Annotated in this window: 15 protein-coding genes; 7 read left to right on the top strand and 8 right to left on the bottom strand. The window is 38.8% G+C overall.

Annotated elements, in window-relative coordinates; genetic code table 11:
• Positions 1-33: 33 nt before the first annotated feature.
• Both H3R28_RS00195 and H3R28_RS00190 read right to left on the bottom strand, forming a co-directional pair.
• Positions 34-909: a 4-(cytidine 5'-diphospho)-2-C-methyl-D-erythritol kinase gene (locus tag H3R28_RS00195; RefSeq protein ID WP_198209460.1), complete on the bottom strand. Its 876-nt coding sequence runs from the start codon at positions 907-909 to the stop codon at positions 34-36.
• 28 nt (positions 910-937) lie between these two features.
• Positions 938-2692, bottom strand: coding sequence for a lipopolysaccharide assembly protein LapB (locus H3R28_RS00190; RefSeq protein WP_198209462.1), 1755 nt, complete (start codon positions 2690-2692; stop codon positions 938-940).
• Between the two features lie 78 nt (positions 2693-2770).
• Between H3R28_RS00190 and H3R28_RS00185 the strand changes: the two genes are divergently transcribed.
• Both H3R28_RS00185 and H3R28_RS00180 read left to right on the top strand, forming a co-directional pair.
• Positions 2771-3523: a uracil-DNA glycosylase gene (locus H3R28_RS00185; protein ID WP_198209464.1), complete on the top strand. Its 753-nt coding sequence runs from the start codon at positions 2771-2773 to the stop codon at positions 3521-3523.
• A gap of 92 nt (positions 3524-3615) precedes the next feature.
• Positions 3616-5535 (top strand): lytic transglycosylase domain-containing protein, encoded by a 1920-nt coding sequence (locus H3R28_RS00180; RefSeq protein ID WP_198209465.1) that lies wholly within the window; start codon positions 3616-3618, stop codon positions 5533-5535.
• A 46-nt stretch (positions 5536-5581) separates the two neighbouring features.
• Here the strand turns inward: H3R28_RS00180 and H3R28_RS00175 are convergent, their stop codons facing one another.
• Both H3R28_RS00175 and hpnH read right to left on the bottom strand, forming a co-directional pair.
• Positions 5582-6871, bottom strand: coding sequence for a hemolysin family protein (locus H3R28_RS00175; RefSeq protein ID WP_155565909.1), 1290 nt, complete (start codon positions 6869-6871; stop codon positions 5582-5584).
• A gap of 239 nt (positions 6872-7110) precedes the next feature.
• Positions 7111-8280 carry an adenosyl-hopene transferase HpnH gene (gene hpnH / locus H3R28_RS00170; RefSeq protein ID WP_110438555.1) on the bottom strand — a complete coding sequence of 390 codons (1170 nt, stop codon included), beginning with the start codon at positions 8278-8280 and terminating at the stop codon, positions 7111-7113.
• A gap of 471 nt (positions 8281-8751) precedes the next feature.
• On the opposite strand from hpnH, the gene dxs reads away from it, so the two are divergent.
• From dxs to hpnK, 5 genes are all read left to right on the top strand, one after another.
• Complete coding sequence (gene dxs, locus H3R28_RS00165; RefSeq protein WP_232351208.1) at positions 8752-10740, top strand: 1-deoxy-D-xylulose-5-phosphate synthase; 1989 nt, start codon at positions 8752-8754, stop codon at positions 10738-10740.
• 27 nt (positions 10741-10767) lie between these two features.
• Entirely contained in the window at positions 10768-11445 is a 678-nt protein-coding gene (locus H3R28_RS00160; protein WP_198209469.1) for an ABC transporter substrate-binding protein, read from the top strand.
• 13 nt (positions 11446-11458) lie between these two features.
• Positions 11459-12625 carry a bacteriohopanetetrol glucosamine biosynthesis glycosyltransferase HpnI gene (hpnI, locus tag H3R28_RS00155; protein ID WP_198209475.1) on the top strand — a complete coding sequence of 389 codons (1167 nt, stop codon included), beginning with the start codon at positions 11459-11461 and terminating at the stop codon, positions 12623-12625.
• 83 nt (positions 12626-12708) lie between these two features.
• Positions 12709-14133: a hopanoid biosynthesis associated radical SAM protein HpnJ gene (hpnJ, locus tag H3R28_RS00150; protein ID WP_110438558.1), complete on the top strand. Its 1425-nt coding sequence runs from the start codon at positions 12709-12711 to the stop codon at positions 14131-14133.
• 19 nt (positions 14134-14152) lie between these two features.
• On the top strand, positions 14153-15004 hold the full coding sequence (gene hpnK / locus H3R28_RS00145) for a hopanoid biosynthesis-associated protein HpnK (protein ID WP_198184457.1): 852 nt from the start codon (positions 14153-14155) through the stop codon (positions 15002-15004).
• 6 nt (positions 15005-15010) lie between these two features.
• On the opposite strand, the gene trxA is transcribed toward hpnK, so the two are convergent.
• From trxA to tsaE, 4 genes are all read right to left on the bottom strand, one after another.
• The gene (gene trxA, locus H3R28_RS00140; protein WP_155580846.1) at positions 15011-15340 is read right to left on the bottom strand and encodes a thioredoxin TrxA; all 330 of its coding nucleotides are present in this window, start codon (positions 15338-15340) and stop codon (positions 15011-15013) included.
• A gap of 81 nt (positions 15341-15421) precedes the next feature.
• Entirely contained in the window at positions 15422-18985 is a 3564-nt protein-coding gene (addA, locus tag H3R28_RS00135; protein WP_198209477.1) for a double-strand break repair helicase AddA, read from the bottom strand.
• A complete protein-coding gene (gene addB / locus H3R28_RS00130; protein WP_198209478.1) occupies positions 18958-21999 on the bottom strand; it encodes a double-strand break repair protein AddB in 3042 nt (1013 codons plus the stop codon). Before addB ends, addA begins: the two co-directional genes overlap by 28 nt.
• Before the next feature lie 27 nt (positions 22000-22026).
• On the bottom strand, positions 22027-22464 hold the full coding sequence (gene tsaE, locus H3R28_RS00125; protein WP_232347493.1) for a tRNA (adenosine(37)-N6)-threonylcarbamoyltransferase complex ATPase subunit type 1 TsaE: 438 nt from the start codon (positions 22462-22464) through the stop codon (positions 22027-22029).
• Positions 22465-22515 lie beyond the last annotated feature (51 nt).

The raw sequence follows: 22515 nt of genomic DNA, 5'->3' as shown, positions 1-22515 counted from the left end.
CCTCTAAAATATTTTATATCTATAAAATTTAAATCAATGAATAGCTTTCCCCCCCCATATCCACCAAGAATATTTTGAGGATAAAATCTCTGCCGCTTTTTGTGCTTGCTCAACCGTTTCAAATAATCCAAAACAAGTTGCACCCGATCCACTCATTCGTGCCAAGCGACAGTGGGGTAACATCCTAATTTCTTCCAAAACTTTTTCAATTTTAGAATTTAGTAAAATAGCAGGCTCCTGTAAATTATTATCATAGGTCATTATATCATGAATAAATGAATTAACATTATCGAAACTATTTTTCAAATTAACTTTGTCAAAAAAAGAAGATTGACGCTTCTTAAACACTTCCGCCGTTGACACCCCTTCTCCATGATTCACTAAAATCATACCAAAAGAGGGAATTTCTATATCCCTCGAAATGACTTCACCAATTCCCTGCATGCGTTGTGTGACCGGATTAAGACAAACGGGAACATCTGCCCCCAATCGTAATGCAATCTTCTGTAATGAATCATTGTCAATTACAAGATTCCAATAACGCATCAATAACCGTAAAGTAGCCGCTGCATCTGCAGATCCACCACCAATTCCTGAGGCGACAGGAAGATTTTTAATCAGTTGGATTTTAACAGGCTTTAAAGGTTGTTTTGTACATGCTGCAAGTTTATATGCTGCTTTAACAATCAGGTTATCGTCCTGATTTTCCTGAGATAACTGCGATACAAATTGCCCCGTTATTTCAAGCTCGACAAGTCTGTCCTCTTTACCTGAAACTGGAAACAGGATCAATTCATCCCCTACATCAGGAAAAACAACCAGACTATCCAGAATATGATATCCATCAGGACGTTTGTCCGTCACATGCAAAAAAAGGTTTATTTTGGCGTACGCTTTTTCTATAAACATTGAATCTTTTTTCAAATAGTGAAATTACCTAGTTGTGAGAGGACAAGAATTTATTTTTTTTGGCTTTTTGTAATGCATTCAATATTAAATTTCTATTTTCAGGATTTGGATTGCAAGTCAAGGCTACATTCCATTGATTAATCGCCTCTTGATAGCGTCCAACCTTCCAATAGGCAACCCCTAGATGATAATTTAATTCAGGATCCTGTGGAATGGTCTCGGCAGCCAGCTCCAACTGTTGTATGGCTAAAGCTGTTTGATTATTCAAAACCATAATCCAGCCTAAACTATCACGGATTGCCCCTTCATCCGGTGCAATATCAATGGCTTTCTGTAGCATTATCTGGGCTTTCTGCAAGTTTTTATGTCTTAGTGCCCATGAATAACCCAGATAATTCAATAAAATTGGCTCATTTGGTGCCAATTTTAATGCCATTTGTAGATCCTGTTCAGCTTTTAGCCATTGTTTTTGTTTTTCATAAGCAACCCCTCTTATGAAAAACATTGTCCAATCATATTTAGTTTTGTTTTTCTTTAACTGAATGACTTTACTGTAGATTTGAATGGTTTTTGGATAATTTTTCTGATCAAAATAAATATCACCCAACGTTTGCCATAAACTAATTTCTTGTGGGTAATCCTTTAACAATTCTTCCAAGGATTTTTCCGCCCGAGAATAATGTTTTAATAATGCATCATAACGGGCAAGTTGTAACTGTATATTGGTCTTTAACGGATCATCCGGATTAACGGGAAATAAGATTTTACGGGCCTGTTCAGGGTGTTTTTGTTCCGCAAGAATGCCCGATAACATAATTTTGGCTTCAGAAAGATTTGGATTGAGCTGTAAAGCAAACCGTAAAAATATCTGTTCAGTATGAAGGGCAACCTTATACGAAATTTTAGCCTCCCTGTCATTTTCATCAACAGTCTGATTGGCCAAATCCTGCTGAATCAGGGAGGCCATTGCCAAGTAAACCTGAGCAACCGCTTCTTGAGCATCATGCACTGGAAACTGAGAAAGATTGCGACGTAAATTATTTTTTGAAATGGATAAAAAAGGCAAAATATCAGTCAAATTATCGACCATTGCCTCCGCTTTTCCAGCCCGATGATGCTGATAAAGCCAATTTCCATAAGCCCGCATTAACAGCAGATCCGCCCCGGGAAAAACCCGATAGGCTTTTTCAAATAAAATGCCAGCTTTTTTATCATGATGTGATAAAGTTTCCGCAACGCCATAATGAATTAGAAAGACCCCACTAATAGGCGTATTAATTCCTTTTTCAAACAGAGCGTTTGCCTGATCAATCTGACCAGCACCATATAGGCACCATGCTTGCAACAATAAAAACGTCATCTGACCCAATGGATCACCAGGAGGAGAAGTAAAATATTTTAATGCCTCTTTCCAGTTTCCCTTAACAATTGCATCATTTCTTAATACCAGGGCGGAAATTGGATCTTTATCTTCTTGTTTTGCCAAATTTACTGCGGCTGGATTGCCGGCGATCACACTATAGTAAAATGCCCTTTCACGTGCATCCGTGTTTTTTAGATCATGATTAAACACATTATTATAAAATTTTGCAGCGGTCACATTATCATCGGTCTGCCCCGCATAATAGGCAGACAGATAATCCCCGTACCCGCCCCTTTGATGCACCAAGGGAATAACAGGCTCTGGATCCTTTACAATTACGGACGCTTTAGATGTCGAGCTCATCCCAGCAATTAGAGAAAAAGATAAAAGCATGGTGCGTAGAAAGCGTGGGCATTGCATAATCACTATCTTCTCAATAAACTGAAATCTTAGTATATAAGGTTTCGTTAACCATCATTATATTCATCGTAATCTAAAATGTATGACCATTTATCATTGTTACAGCTATATTCTGAATGGGGTATAGATGAAAATTTAACTTCAGTAAGTATCAACCATTTAGAAAATAGAAAACCTATTCCTACTCTTCCTTTACCTAAAAAACAATCTGTTTCAACGAAAATTATAACAAAAACAAATCGACACTCCGCTTTTCAAACCAATAGTTTACAAGAAATAAACCAGGCTATCCTGGAATTCAAAGACTGTTCGCTTAAAAACACAGCCATGAATACAATACTTTCTGTTGGAGATCCAAAATCCCATATTTACATTATCGGGGATGTTCCCGATGCCGATGAAGATCGTAGCGGAAGGGTTTTCGCAGATACGGGAAATTTCTGGCTTGAACAGATGCTTGATAACATCGATATTTCTCTTGATGCTTGTTTTCGTATTCCGCTTGTTCCATGGCGCCCCCCAGGTGGACGACAAATATCAACGAATGAATTAGAACTTTGCCTACCTTTTTTATATAAATTACTAATCCTGTATCAACCCAGATATATCCTGACAATTGGACAATTACCTGCTAAGACCTTACTAAAAACCCCGATCAATTTTAACCAGCTAAAAAATCAATGGCATTCATTCACATACTCTGGAATTCCTAACCCCATCCAACTTTTTCCATTACACCATCTTTCCCAAATTAACATTAATGCCAAGATCCGCCAGGTAACCTGGAAAAATCTCCTTTACATTCGTGCCACCATAGATAAAAACACTTGATTGAAGCATTATATATTTCAGCGATAATATTTAATTACCTAAAATAAATAACTCTTGAATTACATGACACTCTTTCCTAATTAATATGTATTATGCAAGGGACAAACATTCTTTCCCCTTTGGCTGTCCGGGCTTTATTGGCAAGCGCAGCCTTGTTTGCAGGCGTATCAACTGTATCCATACGGGCAACTACGCCAAAACAGTTAGATCAGCGTGAAGAAACAATCATTACACAAGCTAGAAATATTATTCGAAATGGTAATGGTCGTGTCAGCTTTCCTCGTCCGTTAAATTCAATGGATGAACAGCGTATTCGCTATATATTTGATCTACAACGCAAAGGGGATTTCACAACGGCTCAATCTGAAACAATTCAGATTTCAGACAATTTGTTGCTCGGCGATATTCTTGCCGAGCGTTACCTAAACCCACATTTTTTACCAAATACAGGACAATTAAAGTTATGGCTGAAAAATTTTGCATCTTATCCTGATTCACCTGATATTCAAAAGCGTCTGAACAATCTTGGCGCTATTAAAGTATCAATTCCCGTCAATCAGAATCTACCTATTGATAACAACAATAATGTCATGGCTTATTTGCAAAGCCTTGATCATCTTAATTTCGAAACCAATTCCTTCAAAAGAAATCCTTTGTTGGATCAAACTGTTCATGAACGCAGCGCATCAGGTTGGCAGGGAGCGAAAAGTGCCTTGCAGCTTATTCAACAGACACGCGGAATGAATAATCTATATGCCGCACAATTACAGGCAGAAATAGCTCAACAGCTCTTTGCAATGAATTATTCAGATCATGCCTATCAACTGGCTAAAAATGCGTTTAAATCATCCAATTACCGCATTGGTTTGGCTGGATATGTCGCTGGATTAATTGCCTGGAAAAATAATGATATTGATCAATCCTTGAAATTTTTTGCACAGGCTTCAAAGGCAGATATTATCACTACCAATATTAGAGCAGGTACTTATTTCTGGGCTGCACGTTCATGTCTAAGAAAGGAAAATAAACAGGAATATATTATCTGGTTGCGCAGATCGGCTTCATTTGTGCATACCTTTTATGGTATTTTGGCCAACCAGATTCTAAAAGAAAACGATCATGATACTTCAACAGAGAAGACTGATTTTCATCCTTTACTAAATTTCCTTAAATTTTCTTCTACAACACTTTCTCAAGTGGATATCAACACTATTGAAGCCACTGCTGAGGGAAAAAGGTTTTTTGCCTTACTACAAGTGGACGAAAAAAAACGGGCTGAGATTATTTTAAAACAGATATGGATGAAAAATAGAAAGAATCTTGCCCTTTTGCATTCCATTCAATTGATTGCAAAAACCATAGGCGCAAACGATTTATCTAAACAGCTTTTTGAGATAATTGTACAAAATGAAAATCTTCTCGACCACAATAAAAGCTTACCCTTACCCAATTTACATCCAAGGAATGGCTACAGAATCAATCCGGCACTTATCTATGCGTTGATCCGTTTAGAATCAAATTTCAATAGCAAGGCTGTTTCGAATACAGGGGCACGTGGCTTAATGCAAATCATGCCTATGACAGCAAAATATATTGCAAAACAAAAAAATAACGTATCGATTCATCGTTTGGATGAACTGCAAAATTCCGCTTTAAATTTGGAAATCGGTCAATTATACCTTATCCATTTATCAGGACTTTATAACAAGAAAAACTATGATATGCTTCCAAAAGGAGGAAGCCTTATTCATATGCTGGCCAGTTATAATGCCGGACCTGTAATAACATCAAAATGGTTGAATTCAGCTGAGAATAACCAAGATCCATTACTGTTCATGGAAACAATTCCTATCAAGGAAACAAAAAACTATTTGCATAAAGCACTTACTTTTCTTTGGATTTATTCTGATAAGCTTGATTTACCCTCTCCTTCCTTAAAGGCTCTGGCTCAAAACAAATGGCCTAAATTTACAAATGAAGTAAAATTGGCCCAAGCCATTACATTACATTAAAAAAAGCCCTTTTCTTAAAAAAAAGAAAAGGGCTTTTTAATACCTACTAGTTTTTTGCCACAGGTTGTCGGCTTGCCTTTACACGAGTAACCCGACGATTTTCCATCTCCAAAACCTCAAAAAGCCAACCTGAAAAAACAACCTTGTCACCTGTAACCGGGACTCTTCGTAAAAGTGCCAAAATCAATCCGGCGACCGTATGATAACTTCCTTCCGCAGGTAAATCTCCTAAATCCAGCTGATCCCTGACTTCATCGACCTGAGTCGTCCCTTCCAGTAAATATTCATTACTTATCCCTGACTCAAGACGGGGGGCATCCAGAGACTGATTGATTTCACCTACAATTATTTTAAAAATATCCGAAACCGTTACAATTCCCTCAAATGAGCCATATTCGTCAAGAACCAGTAATATTCCTAATAAATCACCCCTCAATCGTTCCAGAGCGTCCAAGGCAGACATACTATCCGGAACAACAAGAGGACGCTGTAAACAGGCATTAATTGACAAGCTGTTTTTATGTAAAAGCTGGCTGAACAAATCATTAACCAAAACCACACCAACAGGATTATCAATTCCATTTTCACAAACAACCAATCGTGTATGTGAAATGTTGTACAAAGCCTGTTTCAATTTGTCCCCTGAAATAGAACGATCAATCCATATAATTTCATTCCTTGGACGCATAACAGCCCTGACAGGTCGGTCAGCCAGTCGTAGCAAACGTTCAATCATATCCCGTTCTTCAACTTCCAGCACACCAACCTTGGCACCCTCGGCAATGTAGGCCCTTAATTCCTCTTCTGTTACAGAGACAGAAACTTTATTATGTCTTCTTAATAATTTCAAAACGCATTCAGAGGATTTACTGAGGACCCAAACTGCAGGAGAGGCAATCTTTGATATAATTATAAATAGCCAGGACAGGCGGACAGCAATGACCTCAGGCTCTAGTAACGCCAACTGCTTTGGAACCAGTTCCCCAAAAATTAGCATAAAAAAAGTAATAACCAAAACAACGATAAGAATCGACAAGTCATCTGCCCAGATTTTGATTAACGAAAATTGTTCAAGCCAATGCCTTAGACAATTTTCAATACGGGATCCCCCAAAGGCTCCCTCAAATATTGAAACCAGCGTAATACCAACCTGAATAGTGGGTAAAAAACTTTGTGGTTTATCAATTAATCGTAAAGCCCCTTCAACACCCTTCACCCCTTGATGTTGCATCGCAACCAACCGGGCTTTTCGGCTTGATATTAAAGCAAGTTCGCCCATAGCGAAAATACCATTCAAAAAAATCAAGCATAAAATAACAATAATTGAAACAAGCATTTACTTAAATCCAATAAATGTAATCATAATAAAAAACAGAAATTACAAAAATAAGCTAACAAAATTGTTACTAATAAAAAATAATAAATCTGTTATACTTATTTTTACTTTGAGTATGATTTAACATTTTTATTTTTATTTCTGTAATAAATTTGTTCCTTACACAACTATTAAAAAAGGCAAGCTTGAAAAACTAAGCTTGCCTTTCCTTTTATTCCACAAAAGATACCAATGTATAATCAGGCTTCCTGAACGGCCACCTTTTTAACACGACGAACTGCTGTCCGTTTTTTAACAGAATCCTTAGGCAGTTTCTTCATTAATTCCGCCACCTGTTCATTATAATCGTATTTTGCCTGTCTCTGTTGTGACAAATCTATTTCGGGTGCCATCACACCTTCGACCTTGGGTCCTGTTAAAGCAACCTGAGCAATATGCCATGGACGTTTGATCGCATCCTTAACAGCGGTAGCTTCATATCCAGAATGAACCATGCAATTGGCGCATTTTTCGTAATTGCCCGTACCGTACTGATCCCATTGAGTTTCATTCATCAATGCTTCAAACGTCGGTGCATAACCTTCTCCCAACAGATAGCATGGACGTTGCCATCCAAAAACTGTTCTTAAAGGCTTACCCCAAGGAGTACAGTGATATTGCTCATTTCCAGCCAGAAAATTCAGGAATAATGGAGATTGCGTGAAACGCCATTTATGTCCCTTTCCCAATCTGAAAATTTCACGAAATAATTTTTTGGTATTTTGACGGTTCAAGAAATGTTCTTGATCTGGCGCCCTTTCATAGGCATAACCAGGAGCAGTCATAATACCATCAACCCCCAACTCCATAACACTGTCAAAAAATGCCGCTACACGATATGGATCGGCATTATCAAACAGGGTGCAGTTGATTGAAACCCTGAACCCTTTAGACTTGGCAAGTTTTATTGCTGCAACGGCACGATCGTAAACACCCTGCTGACAGACAGAAGCGTCATGCATGGACTTGTCACCATCCAAATGAATATCCCATGAAAAGAATGGAGATGGTTTATAATCGTCAATCTTTTTTTCAAGCAACAATCCATTAGTACACAGATATACATACCGTTTACGAGCGATCAATCCCTCAATAATCTGTGGCATTTCCTTATGCAACAAGGGTTCACCCCCTGCAACTGCCACGACAGGGGCACCACATTCAGCATCAGCATCCAAACATTCCTGCACACTCAATCGCTGATTCAATATCTCAGCAGGATAATCAATCTTTCCGCAACCAGAACAGGCCAAGTTACAACGTAATAAAGGCTCCAACATCAAAACGAGTGGATATTTTTCACGTCTTTTTAGATGTTGTTTAACAACGTAGCTACCGACTCGTACTGCCTGCATCAGAGGAACAGCCATTTATCTAAGCTCCCAAACCGGTTTAACCGATATTAACATATAATAAATGCGTCATTCATAAGATAAATGACCCTTAACAACAAGAAAAAAATATTATTAGTAAAAAACGTACTTTACGACAAAAACATTTTATTTTAAATTTCAAAAGCCTTGCCGTCTCTCTTTTTCCTTTTTTAAAGTAACAATTTACTTTATAGATGTGTTCCTCAAGCAACAAATTTAATATCTCGTTTGAAAAAAAAGATAAAATCAGCCATAAAAGCTTAATAAAAAAGTGTAATATATTGTTCGCTTTTTATCCTTTTTTATTCATGAAAGGTGATAGATTTTACATAACGTGTATTTGAATATCATCTAAACTCGAGTATAAGCTAAAAAACTTAACATTTATATTAAGCTATTATGTAACAGTTACGGACGAAATATAACATGGATGAACAAACCGAAACGCCTAAGAACAAAGAAAATCTTATGGAAAATGAATCGGCTAATCATTTAAAATCCATTCCTACTTATGGACGTTTCCCTTTATTAGACCGCGTTCATACCCCAACAGATCTCAAAAACCTTTCCATTGAACAGCTAGAACAGTTAGCCAAGGAATTACGTGCCGAAACAATTGATGTCGTTTCCACAACAGGTGGACATTTAGGGGCCTCTTTGGGTGTGGTTGAACTTACTGTTGCATTACATGCCGTTTTTGATACACCAAATGATTCACTAATATGGGATGTTGGTCATCAAGCTTATCCCCACAAAATATTAACTGGTCGTCGTGAATTTATTCGTACATTACGTCAACCTGGAGGATTATCAGGCTTTACAAAACGTTCAGAAAGTATATACGACCCTTTCGGAGCCGCCCATTCCTCAACCTCGATCTCGGCAGGATTGGGTATAGCTGTTGCAAACCATTTTAAGGCCAAAAAAGATCCAACATATGATGAACGCAGTGTTATAGCAGTAATCGGTGACGGATCCATTTCAGCTGGTATGGCCTATGAGGCCATGAATAATGCTGCCGTTGCTGGGCCAGGTGCAGAACGATTAATTGTTATCCTGAACGATAATGAAATGTCCATTGCTCCACCTGTCGGTTCAATGTCCGTTTATCTATCGCAGCTTCTCTCATCACGTCATTTCTTGGGGCTAAGAGATCTTGCCGCCAGAGTCGCCAGCAAATTACCCGAGAGTCTTGAAAAAAAGGCAAAACGGGCCGAAGAATATGCCCGCGCTTTAATGACGGGCGGGACATTGTTTGAGGAACTAGGTTTCTATTATGTGGGACCAATTGATGGACATAATTTACAACAACTGGTTCCTGTCTTAAGAAATCTGCGCGATGCCGAACATATCGGTCCAGTGCTTTTACATGTCGTAACCCAAAAGGGACATGGATATAAACCAGCTGAATCTTCAGGCGATAAATATCATGCTGTCTCCAAATTCAATGTCATAACAGGAAAACAGAATAAAGGACCGCCCGGACCACCATCGTATACCTCAGTTTTCAGTAATGAACTGCTAAAATGCGCTGAAAAAGATGACAAAATTATTGCCATAACCGCTGCGATGCCATCTGGTACAGGATTAGACAAATTTGAACAGAAATTTCCCGAACGCTATTTTGACGTCGGCATTGCTGAACAACATGCGGTTACATTTGCTGCAGGTCTGGCAACCGAGGGGTTAAGACCTTTCTGTGCTATATATTCCTCTTTTCTGCAACGTGCCTATGATCAAGTCATGCATGACGTTGTCCTGCAGAATTTACCTGTTCGTTTCGCCATTGATCGCGCTGGACTGGTTGGGGCTGATGGGGCAACCCACGCTGGTACCTTTGATATTGCATATTTGGGGTGTCTACCAAATATTGTTATCATGGCTCCCAGCAATGAAGTTGAATTAGTTCATATGACAGCAACCGCCGCAGCTTTTGATGAAGGTCCAATCGCCTTCAGATATCCGCGTGGCTCTGGTATTGGTCTTTCTTTACCGGCAGAAAGCCAAATTCTTCCAATTGGTAAAGGAAAAATCATTCAGGAAATGGGAGAGCAGACTGGTGATGAAAAGGGGGGAATTGCCATCTTGTCTTTCGGAGCCCGTTTGGCAGAATGTTTAAAAGCTGCCGAAACCCTTAAACAATATGGATTGCCCCCTACAATTGTCGACGCTCGTTTTGCTAAGCCTCTCGACAAAGGATTAATTGATCAGCTGGCTAGAAACCATAAGGTTCTTATCACTATTGAGGAGGGATCAACAGGCGGATTTGGAGCATTTGTCATGCAACATCTTGCCCAGAACGGTCTTTTAGATCATGTAAGGTTCAGGCCAATGGTTCTACCTGATTATTTCATTAACCATAATAACCAAACCGCGCAATATATTGAGGCAGGTTTAGATGCTCCATCTATTGTCAAAACCGCTTTAAAAGCTTTAGATGTACCTTTGGAAATTTAAATATAAAAAGTTTAGGTAGATTCAACTATGAAATTTCATCGTTATATCCTGTTATGCAGTGTTACAGCCTTTATAGGCTTTAATTCTCCAATCGCAATTCATGCAAATGATACTGCCGTCCGTCCTGTTTCTGTAACCGGATCTGATACAGAAAATTCCATTAAAACACCTGTTGTCAATCTGTATCGCATCCTAAGCCAACTTCAACAGTCCAAGCAAACCCCTGCTGAAAAAGGCATGACCGCTCTTAGAAAAGTTTTAAATGATTCCTATGATTTCTCTTCAATTTTAAGCAGTACGGTTGGCTATCGTTACGATTCATATTCCAAAGCTGAAAAAGAGCAGCTTTTGCAAGCTTTCACTAATTATACAGTTGCACGGTATTATTCCAGTTTTGCCAAAGAAAAAGGTACGGGATTTAAAATTTTACCAAATGTTAAAAATGCAACGACAAACGATGATAAAATTATTAAAACCAGGGTTGGGGACGCAAGTGATATGGGATCAGCAACAGAAATCAACTATCTGTTGCGTAAAACCCCACAAGGATGGAAAATTGTCGATGTGTTGCTGAATGGTCATATCAGTCAAATCGCCATTCAACATGGTGACTTTAGTTCGACCCTGGCAAAAGGTGGCAGTCAAGGATTGATTGAAATGTTAAACAAGAAAACACAATCCTTCATGTCAAAAAACAACTCCTAAACTAACAGTCTATATGTTTTGGTCCTTACAAACGAAAATTAAATTAACACGAATTTTATCCATTTGTACATTACTGGGGTGCATTCAATCTGGAATCAGCTGTCTGCTTATCTATTTCTTTAAAAAAAAAATCAAAAACCAAAAAAAATATACAGCCCCCTCTTCCCTTCCCCCAGTAACAATCTTAAAGCCTTTGGCTAATGCAGAACCCCTCCTTTATGAGGCTTTACAAAGTTTCTGCGAACAGGATTATCCAGATTTTCAATTAATTTTTGGCGTTCAAGATAGTAAAGACCCTGCAATTGAAATTGTTCATCATCTACAGAATCAATATCCCAATCGCGATATTAAACTGGTTATCAATCCAGAGATTCACGGGGTAAACCGCAAAGTATCAAATTTAATAAACATGTTTGCCTACGCAATCCATGACTGTCTGCTTATTTCAGATTCCGATATTCACACACCGCATCAGAATTATTTAAGAGAAACCATTCCCTTATTGGATAATGACAATATTGGACTGATAACCTCTTTATATAGTGGATTACCTTATGAATCCTCTATTGTCCAAATGCTGGCCAGTGCTCATATCAATTATAACTTTATGCCGGGCGTGATACTTTCACGCTATCTGGGCCGTCAGGATTGTTTTGGTGCCTGTGTTGCAATCAAACGGTCCATACTTATGAAAATTGGCGGATTAAAAGCTTTGTTACCCTATATTGCAGACGATGCAAAACTTGGAGAGCTTATCAGAAAACAAAATTTAGAGGTTGTTCTTTCACCTTCCATCGTTAAGACAACTGTTTCTGAAAATACTTTTCAAGCTTTATATAAACATGAGTTGCGCTGGAATCGTACCGTTTTTACGGTGGAACCCCTTGGTTTTACATGCTCTTTCATCCAGCTTCCCCTATTCTGGATTTCTCTTGCTGTTTTACTAAACCCTCTGAAAAAAAAATCATGGATTAATTTTTTAAGCTGCTGGATTTTTCAATCTATTTGTTGTTTAGTAATCAATAAAAAGATTAAACTTGACCTTAAGTTAATTCCTTTCCTGTTACCCTTAAGGGACTGGATCTCGGCTTCTATTATGATGAGAAGTATTTTCAAAGAAGATATTGAATGGCGTGGACAAAAAATGACTTTTAAAAAAAACCAAGGTTCCAATAGTTAAACGATAGTGATAGATAATTGAACCAATTAAGTATTTTTAAACAACCATAATAAAATAGAAAAAATCAAAGGATTAGTTCCATCATGATGAAGACTCTGTTTCTACAACCTCCCTCCTTTGAAGGTTTTGATGGAGGTGCAGGTTCCCGCTATCAAGCCAAGCGCGAAATTAAATCATTCTGGTATCCAACTTGGTTGGCCCAACCGGCAGCCCTTATCCCGAACAGTCGCCTGATTGATGCGCCCCCTGCAAGAATGACGATGGAACCCATTCTTGCTGATGTGAAAAACCGTGATCTGGTGATCATGCATACTTCTACCCCATCCTTTTCATCGGATGTCAAGGTTGCAAAAATGCTCAAGGATGCAAATCCTTCCCTCAAAATTGGCATGGTCGGTGCAAAGGTTGCTGTTCAACCCCAGGAAAGTCTCGAAAAAAGCGATGTTATTGATTTTGTAGCCCGGAATGAATTTGACTTTACATTGAAAGAAGTCGCAGAAGGTCGCGATTTCAAAGATATTGACGGCATATCCTGGCGGGATGCGAATGGCAAAATTGTTCATAATAAAAACAGGGCAATAATTGAAAATATGGATTCCTTGCCTTTTGTTACCGAGGTTTACAAAAGGGATCTTCATATTGAAGATTATTTCATTGGATATTTAAAACATCCATATCTTTCCCTATATACTGGCCGTGGATGCAAATCACGCTGCACGTTCTGCCTGTGGCCACAAACAGTAGGTGGACATCGTTATCGTACACGAAGTCCAGAACATGTCGCGGCAGAAATTCGTTTGGCTCAACAATATTTTCCACAAGTTAAAGAATTTTTCTTTGATGATGATACATTTACAGATGATCTTCCTCGTGCGGAGGCAATCGCTCGTGAATTGGGAAAATTAGGGGTGACCTGGTCCTGTAACGCCAAGGCGAATGTTCCCCGTAGCACCTTGAAAGTGTTAAAGGATAATGGGTTGCGCCTATTGCTGGTTGGTTATGAAAGCGGAAATCAGCAAATCCTGCATAACATTAAAAAGGGAATGCGAATCGAGGTTGCACGTGAATTCACAAAAAACTGTCATGAACTTGGAATTAAAATCCACGGCACCTTTATTCTTGGTTTACCAGGAGAGACCAAGGAAACAATCCAGGAAACAATCAAATTCGCCACTGAAATCAACCCTCATACTTTGCAGGTTTCCCTAGCCGCTCCATATCCAGGAACATTTCTGCATCAGCAGGCACTTGAAAATGGATGGCTGGATGAAAATAATGCGGAATTGATTGATGAACATGGCGTTCAGATCGCCCCTTTGCATTATCCTCATTTATCTCATACGGAAATTTTTGATAGCGTTGAAACATTTTATAAGAAATTTTACTTTCGCGCTCCCAAAATAGCATCTATTGTAGGAGAGATGATCACCAGCCCACAAATGATGAAACGTCGCTTACGTGAAGGCGTCGAATTTTTCCAATTTCTACGAGATCGCCATACATCATAATAAACGATAAAGAAATTTTGTGACAAGAAAAATTCTTATTTCAGCAGATGATTTCGGTTTATCTGTCGAGGTCAATGAGGCAATTGAAATTGCACATCGGCAAGGAGTCCTGAGTACTGCGAATCTTATGATTGCAGGCGATGCAGCTGAGGATGCAATCATAAGAGCCAAAAGAATGCCAAATTTGCAGGTTGGATTGCATGTTGTTGTCATTGAGGGAAAATCGATTTTGCCAAAAAGTGAAATTCCACTTCTTGTCGATGAAAATCGTCTTTTCCCCTCACAACAACTTAAAATGGGAATCAACTACTTTTTCAATCAACACATCCGTAGACAACTGGAAAAGGAAATCAGGGCTCAATTTGAAACCTTTAGAAAAACAGGACTGGCTCTTGATCATATCGATGTGCATAAACATATGCATCTTCACCCAACCATTGCTCAGCTTATTATAAAAATCAGTCATGATTATCGGTTGCAACGAATAAGACTTCCTAAAGAACCCGTTAAGATTCTCAGATCCATTGATCAGACAACCAATCTAAATAATACAAATAACTTGCTGGTTTATTATTGGTGCAAACTTCTTGAAGAACAGATCAAAAAAGCCGGGATGAAATATTTTGATTGGTGCTTTGGCTTATCTTGGTGTGGGCATATGACATTTGACCGTATTCAGAAATTAATCCCGTCCCTACCACAAGGTAATTCTGAATTGTTTTTCCATCCTGCAACCACAAAAACGGGATTATATAATCAACTTATGCCTCAATATGAACCTGAAAAGGAGCTGGAGACCCTCTGTCACCCAGACTTCCCCAAGCTGCTTCAGGAACATGGCATTCATCCAATTACTTGGAAAAACATTTAAAATATCTCAACGGATAGCTGTTTCAATCCAGCCTTTCAATTTTTCTTTTGGTAAGGCTCCTACCTTGGTTGATAAAGGCTGTCCATCTTTGAACAAGATAAGGGTTGGAATTCCCCTAACTCCATAATTTGTTGGCACCTCAGGGTTTTCCTCGACATTAACCTTGGCAACAACTAATTTACCCTGCATTTCTTTTGCTAATTCTTCCAAAACTGGAGAAATCATTTTGCAAGGTCCGCACCATTCCGCCCAAAAATCAACCAGGACGATTTGATCGGATTTCAATACATCCTGTTCAAAACTTTGATCTGTTACTTTTTTAGTAAATTCGCTCATTTCTACCTCACAACTTTTAAAATAATCTTCATATCTACTAAATAGATGACTGTCCTTGATGTCAAATATTATTAAGATTGTCTATATCTGTGCCGGCAAATATTTTTCAAGTAAAGCAATGGGCAATTTCATTATTTTTAGAGCATCTGTCCAAATCAGTAACGGTTCAATTTGATGATATGGATAAATTTCCTTTAATAAGATCCAATAAGATGCCATCTGCCTTAAATAAATTTTGGATACCATTTCAACAGTATCCGGCACTTTTTGACCGGATTTAAAATCACATAGTAAAATTTTATCCGATAAAATACGCATACGATCAATCTGACCCGTAATGACAAGATCATTGACAATACCTGTTACAGGTTGTTCAACCAAACTATCAGAATCAAACAATTTTTGTAATTCTGGATTATTAATCAACTGGATAACTTGATGAACAATTTTATCCAATTCCTGACCGGATAGTTTAACATTTTCTCGCTTGAACCATTGATATGCCAAGTCATAACGCTTTTCACAAGGGTAATTTGGCAAATATTGTAATAAGGCATGAATGACTCGACCACGATAAAAAGGATCTTTTTTCTTTCTTGTTTTAACCGGTGATATTTTAGAAGGAACCTCACCAAATATTATCCCGTCTGGTCGACTTGGAATATAATGGGGTAATATGACATTTTCATCAGGTAACGCAACAGCCTTTCCTTTTTGTTGCAACCATTTGGGTAAAATTATTGATTTGCTGGATTGATTTCCAAAATCATCCGGTGAACAATTCGTATTGTATGAAAGGGAATTACTTTTATTTTCTATAAAATGATGTGTTCCTTCCCAAATTTCTTGGAAAAAACAGGCCTGCAAATCAGGCAACTGCTTCATCGCCTTTTCACAATAATCATACCAAGTGTTTTCAGTTTTTTTATTTTTGGATTTTTGCCAGCCACAAACCAATAACCATTCACTTGCACGCGTTAAAGCAACATAAAGCAGACGATTGCTTTCTTCGGTATCCATTTGCAATTTAAATGACCTATATTCTTTACTTTCCCTAATATCGCAATTTTTATTTGGAACATATAAAGGGATTTTGATATTCTTTTCCGCATCCTCTTTCCAAACCAGAACCTGATCAGATTGAAATCCGCCCTGTTTAGATGCGGGATTCACGGTATCAGGTAAAATGACTAAACGCCCCTGCAGTCCTTTCGCTCCATGTACCGTCATAATCCTAACCATATCAAGGTCTGCTTCCGCCTCGTTTTTTATGGTACGTTCGGATTGTTTCAACCAATATAAAAAACCCTGTAAAGATGGGATATGATTATCTTCATATTGCATTGCCTGGAAAAGTAATTCATCAATCGCCTCAAGTGCCTCTTCCCCCAAACGGGCAAGAAATCTTTCCCGTCCACGATATTCTCCCAAAATCTCAACCAACAAGGCATAGGGCGTAACATAATCCACTCTGGCAAACAATTTTGAGAGCATTAACCATGCCTCCTGCCAGTCTTTCCTTTCCAAATGCCGAATAAACAAGGCATTCCACAAAGTCTGGCCTTTTATTCTTGATCCGGCAAGCTCCATAAGACTTTCTTCATCCAAACCCCCCAAAGGTGATTTTAAGACACATGCCAAGGTCAAATCATCCTGCGGCAATAAAAGCACCTCACAAAGTACCAATAGATCCTGTACGGCTATTTGATCAAGCAATTGTGTTTTAACCAGATTGACCAATGGAATATTTTTCATTTTCAGAGCCCGGATCAAGGCCCGTGAAAAATCAGATCGTTTCCGGATTAAAATAAGAATATCACCTGCCCTGATGGGACGCCCACCATAAGGTGGTACCCTGCCGATCTGTCTCTTAATCCAATCGGCAAGACATTCAGCCAAAACCATGTCAGGTGTTGAATGATACTGATTTTTCCTCAATGGTTTCCATAAGGTTTCCAAATCCTCCTTTTCCATATCATCCATCATCGCTAATGGCCATATATCAACCCGTCCGGGAGCAGATATCTTAGCCGAACGATGCAGGCGAAACTGATCCATTGATAAATTATCCCAGACGCCTGTTAATCCATTTTCAGGCGAAAAGACCTGATCTACGAAATCAAGAATAATCTGACTGGAACGAAAGGAAACCCGTAATTGAGGATCCGCCCATAATTCACCTGCCTCTTTTACCTTTTTTGATATTTTTTCACGAAAATTAAAAAATTCCTGTGGCTTTGCCCCCTGAAAAGAATAGATGGATTGTTTGTAATCTCCAACGGCAAAAATCGTTCTAGAATGATGCGAAACAGGATCCTTACCCAATCCCGCAAAAAATTCAGACGAAATATTATCTGCAATCCGCCATTGTTCAGCCGAATTATCCTGTACTTCATCCAACAAAATATGTTCCAAACCGCCATCGAGCTTGAACAAAACCCAAGCGGCACCAGGATTATCAAGCAAATCCAAAGTGTAATTAATCAAATCACTGTAATGCAAAACCCCTTGGGCACGTTTAATATCTTGATAATGTTGCCAAATTAATGAAAAGACATTCAAAAGAGCCCCTGTATATTCATAAATGTCATAGCGATTGATTGTTTCAGCAATCTGATACATATAGTCAGCCTGTTCATTCAACAAAACTGCAATCGCGTTATTTTCCCCCTTATTGACAGTAAAATTTTTAACTTGACCATTTTTTTTAAGCAAGGTCTCCTGCATTATATCCCATTGGACAATTCGTTGATCGCTCGAAAGATCAAACCATCGAATACAGGATTCTATTGCCGCTCTAGATTTTTTATTTTTAATATCCCGATTCAGTTCCAGACATTTTCTAATGTCCTTTTCTGCTGGCCAGATTTCACATACACGAGCTAAATAATCCTGTTTATTGGAAAAATCCAGCTTTAAACATGACCGTAAATAAGCGGAAAATTGTCGCTGTTGAATCAAACGTAAAACTGGCTGTAAATATTGCTGATTTTGTTGTAGTTCCTGTAAAAGCTCCAAAAAATGATTATTATTGATTAATGGGCTTAAGACCTGAATATCATGATCAGCAATTTCATCAATTTTTTCGTTAAAAGCCCTTTTGAAGGTTAATAAATTATCACCCTCCTCAATAACTCTGAACTGAGGAATAATTCTGGCCTCCAAAGGGAAACGCTGCAGGATAGATTGACAAAATGCATGATTGGTTTCAATCCGCATACCCCCTGGTAAATCCAAAATTTCTGCAAACAATGCCCGAGCCGCTTTGCGCATCTTATCGCACGGCTTGATTTGTAAATCGAGCAAAGCCCTATCCAGTTCTTGATTCGTATAGCCAACCCATTCACTTAATTTTTTTTGCAACCGAATTGCCATTTCGGCAGCCGCGGATTTGGAATAGGTTAAACATTGGATCCGCTGCGGTTGTATACCGGGATGAATTTTACCCTTTTTATCAGTCCAGGGCATCATTAACCGTAATAAACGATCAACAAGAAGTTTTGTCTTACCGCTTCCTGCCGATGCGGATACAAAAACTGAATAATGCGGATTAGAGGCATCTCTTTGTTGCCTGTTCGCTTCTTCAACAGGATCTGGAAAAAAAAACTGCCGCTGCATCATGATCCCCCAGTTCCCAGTCCCCATTCAAGAAAACGAGCCAAATGCTTATAATCTCCAAAAACAGGCAGGGTTTGTACATATTCTTTTATTAAATGAGGACGTGGACAAGATAAATAAGGCTGTTCCTGGTCACAATAGGCAATAATTAGCTTTTGAAGAACTTGCCAGTATCTTTCGCTTAAATTTGTGGCATCCCCTTCTTTTTGAATATTATCTATATGGATTTCCTTACCTTCCTCTATTCCCCCCTTTAACTCCCAATATGTAAATTTAGAAATTTCATGTTCAGCCAGACTTTTATCAAACCCGCCATAATAAGCCATTGCCGCTTCCAAGGGTAACTGCGGAAACAATCCGTTCTTCACATTTATACACGCAGGGGTAACACCTGTTTTGTAATCATATATTTCTACAGTTCCATCCGTGTTTAGCTGTATTCGATCCGCAATACCCCGTAAGGTAAAGTCAATTCCTGCGGTCAACTGAAAATAATAATGGCCTTCTTTTTCAAGATAAAACTGAGGAAGCATTCGACTATTACGACGTGACTTTTCCTGTTGGTAAACCCAATGGGCAATTTTTAATAACCGTGCATGCCACCATTTTTTATAAGAAATTAAGATATCCTGACGTTTATCCAGTGCATCCAAAAGAGTCTGCTCTATTCCGCTTAGCGTCCATTGTTTGCTATAATTTTCATAAACATTCTTTAACCCTTCATGAACTATCAACCCAAAAATACTGGTTGATCGATCTTCCTCCAAACCAACAATTTTTCTTAAATTAAGTATTTTTTTCGCATAAATCTCATAAGGATCCTTTATCCATCGCTCAACATCAGTTATGGAAATGGATTTTGGACGCAATGCCGGCAAAGGTTTCGGAGAAGGACATTCCATTGGGGTTGGAGATCCATCTGGTTGATCAAGATATTTTATCCACATCAAAGCCGGATGCTGCTGAATTACACTCTTGCGCCCCTTCAACCACGCCTTAAGACGGACAATCCAACGCGATTGCACAACTGGCGCATTTTCCTGTCTTAACGGTGAAGACAAAATCACTTCTGGTATCGAACAACACAAAGCCATAAAAGCATAGGCTGTACGACCTATTTCAATATCCGGCAGTCCCATCCCCATTTTTTCACGCATCGGACGGCTTAGCCAAGAACCAGAATCAATGGAGGGTGGCCATACCCCTTCGGATAATCCCCCTAAAATTACCATATCAACATTCTGCAACCGTGCTTCAAGCAATCCCCAGATATATACCCTTGGATGAAGCTGTCTAACTTCTCTCCCTTGTAGGGCACGGCGCGTGTGAACAATTAATCCTTGAAACGATGCCCTGAAAATACTGGCAAATTCAGATAAAGTAACCACCTTTATATATTCAGTTTCAACAATAAGATCTCTTAAATGCTCGGCAAGTGCATTTCCCTCTTCAGCTTTCCATAGAATATCCTCTCCATTCTGTTCTTGATTAGAGGCAAGCTGTTCCGCAGCTCTTGCCAAATACGTCACCCATTCGCCAACCGTATATTTTGTAGTTTTTCCCAACAGAGTTTGCACATTCTGTTTCAATCGATCCAGCAAGCTGACCAATTCAGATGAGTTGGAAAAAAAATATGCGATATCGGTTCTTAGGGTATCCTTATCTAACAGCTTAATTTCTTCGATTTTCCGCTTCAATGCCGCTTGAATGACTGATAAACCAGAAGCTGCAAATTGTCTTAGAATAAAGATCTCCAGCAAACGGCTATAATCACGGCATAAACTGGCAGGCAATCCACAACAAGCAAATGGATGTTTAAGTAAGGATAATAAAGATAAAGGGGTAAAATCCTCGACACAAGCTTGCAAAATCAAATTTAAAAAGACTGCGCCGGCCGTTTTATAAAGTGGTTCACCAGCACTATCATCCGCGATAACCCCCCACCGTCCCAGTTCCAGAGAAACACGCATTGCCAAATTACGATCAGGCGTAACAAGTGCAATTCTTTTCTGTGGAATTTCCAAAGCATCTCGAATCATTAACGCAATGGCTATTGCCTCTTGCTGCTGATTGAGCGGTTCAATTAAAAAACATTGATCCAATTGTACAGGACGCCGGTTTATTAACCAGCTTTCCAAACGGTCAGCAGGTAATAAAATTTGCTGAAATGCTGATATACGCTCCTTACAAATTGGTTGAACACATATATGATCCCAGTATTGAAAATCAGAACGCTTAATACCTAATGCCAAAAACATTTTGACAAGTTCGGCATAGGGATGCGTGATAGGCAAAGCATTCCAGCTTTCCTCTGACAAATCCTCCTGTAACCCGGAAACAATCAAACGTCCGCGTGGCAATTGAACAACCGTGGACAGAAATTCAACAATAACGGGTCTTGCATCTGCAAATCCGACCACCCAAACTGGATCCTGGCATCCAGAATTCCGCCAACTTTTAGCCTGGGCTTTTAAAAGAGCTATTACCCTTGCTACGGGATTCATCAATTGATTATCCTGTAACCATTGAGGCCATATCTCGGTTATAATTGATAGAAATTTTAGAATATTTTGCCAGTGCTGTGCATATTCATCCTCAACCGCTTTTGATAAAGCCGTCTTTAAATTACATCCAATCCATTCCGCCTCATCCATTAAATCAGCCAGGGATTTAGCCAAATTCCAAGCTTCACCAGCCTGAATTTGATTACCAAGCTCATGATTCATTTGTATAATTAACGATGTCAGAATTGATAATCTTTTTACAGGATGAACTGCGGGAAAAAGTGTCAACTCCTCTTTGCTATTAAAAGATAATCCTGCCTCATCTATAGTGCCAATGGAAATAATTTTGGGTAAAAGCAGCGGTTTCCCTTTATTAACTTTAATAAAACTATTAATTAACGCTTTTACGGTTCTCTGATTGGGAACAATAACCATTCCACACGGGTAACCCCCTTGAGAATGCATCTCCTCCATCCATTTTTGAGCAATCGTATCCAAAAATACTGCATTAAAGGGGATCGTGATATATTTAGACATTTTCAAATAATCATGAAGGTCATTTTATTATTCAAGCAAGTTTAGCCGTTCATCCCAGCCTGAAAGGACAACACGACGCCCGGAATCAGAATGTAGGGAAAAATCAATATGCAAAGCCCCGTCAGGAACAAAATCCTGCAAACGCTCTGGCCATTCGACCAAGACAACACCCTCCATTGCATCATCCCAATCCAACTCGATTAAATCCTGTTCATTTTCCAACCGCCACAAATCATAGTGATATAAATGAAATTTTGGGCTTTCATAATGTTGTACCAAGGTAAAAGAGGGACTGGGAACTTCCATTTCAGAATCTTCACAAATAGATCGCAAGAATGACCGAACAAAAGCAGTTTTACCAATACCCAAAGGACCTGATAATAAAATGGCGTCACCTGTCTGTATTAAACGGGAAATTTTTACAGCCAAATCATTTGTTGCTTGCAAATTTGGTAAATCATACATTTTTATAATCATGATTACATAAAACTTAACTGGTAATAAAACGATTTAATA

Source organism: Commensalibacter sp. M0268, assembly GCF_016101925.1.
Lineage (GTDB): Bacteria > Pseudomonadota > Alphaproteobacteria > Acetobacterales > Acetobacteraceae > Commensalibacter > Commensalibacter melissae.
This window is presented reverse-complemented; position numbering and strand designations above follow the sequence as displayed.

Bases quoted from the DNA above. Each gene is read 5' to 3' on its own strand.
- H3R28_RS00195 (WP_198209460.1), bottom strand. From the start codon at position 909: ATGTTTATAGAAAAAGCGTACGCCAAAATAAACCTTTTTTTGCATGTG.
- H3R28_RS00190 (WP_198209462.1), bottom strand. From the start codon at position 2,692: ATGCAATGCCCACGCTTTCTACGCACCATGCTTTTATCTTTTTCTCTA.
- H3R28_RS00185 (WP_198209464.1), top strand. From the start codon at position 2,771: ATGTATGACCATTTATCATTGTTACAGCTATATTCTGAATGGGGTATA.
- H3R28_RS00180 (WP_198209465.1), top strand. From the start codon at position 3,616: ATGCAAGGGACAAACATTCTTTCCCCTTTGGCTGTCCGGGCTTTATTG.
- H3R28_RS00175 (WP_155565909.1), bottom strand. From the start codon at position 6,871: ATGCTTGTTTCAATTATTGTTATTTTATGCTTGATTTTTTTGAATGGT.
- hpnH (WP_110438555.1), bottom strand. From the start codon at position 8,280: ATGGCTGTTCCTCTGATGCAGGCAGTACGAGTCGGTAGCTACGTTGTT.
- dxs (WP_232351208.1), top strand. From the start codon at position 8,752: ATGGAAAATGAATCGGCTAATCATTTAAAATCCATTCCTACTTATGGA.
- H3R28_RS00160 (WP_198209469.1), top strand. From the start codon at position 10,768: ATGAAATTTCATCGTTATATCCTGTTATGCAGTGTTACAGCCTTTATA.
- hpnI (WP_198209475.1), top strand. From the start codon at position 11,459: ATGTTTTGGTCCTTACAAACGAAAATTAAATTAACACGAATTTTATCC.
- hpnJ (WP_110438558.1), top strand. From the start codon at position 12,709: ATGATGAAGACTCTGTTTCTACAACCTCCCTCCTTTGAAGGTTTTGAT.
- trxA (WP_155580846.1), bottom strand. From the start codon at position 15,340: ATGAGCGAATTTACTAAAAAAGTAACAGATCAAAGTTTTGAACAGGAT.
- addA (WP_198209477.1), bottom strand. From the start codon at position 18,985: ATGGGGACTGGGAACTGGGGGATCATGATGCAGCGGCAGTTTTTTTTT.
- addB (WP_198209478.1), bottom strand. From the start codon at position 21,999: ATGTCTAAATATATCACGATCCCCTTTAATGCAGTATTTTTGGATACG.
- tsaE (WP_232347493.1), bottom strand. From the start codon at position 22,464: ATGTATGATTTACCAAATTTGCAAGCAACAAATGATTTGGCTGTAAAA.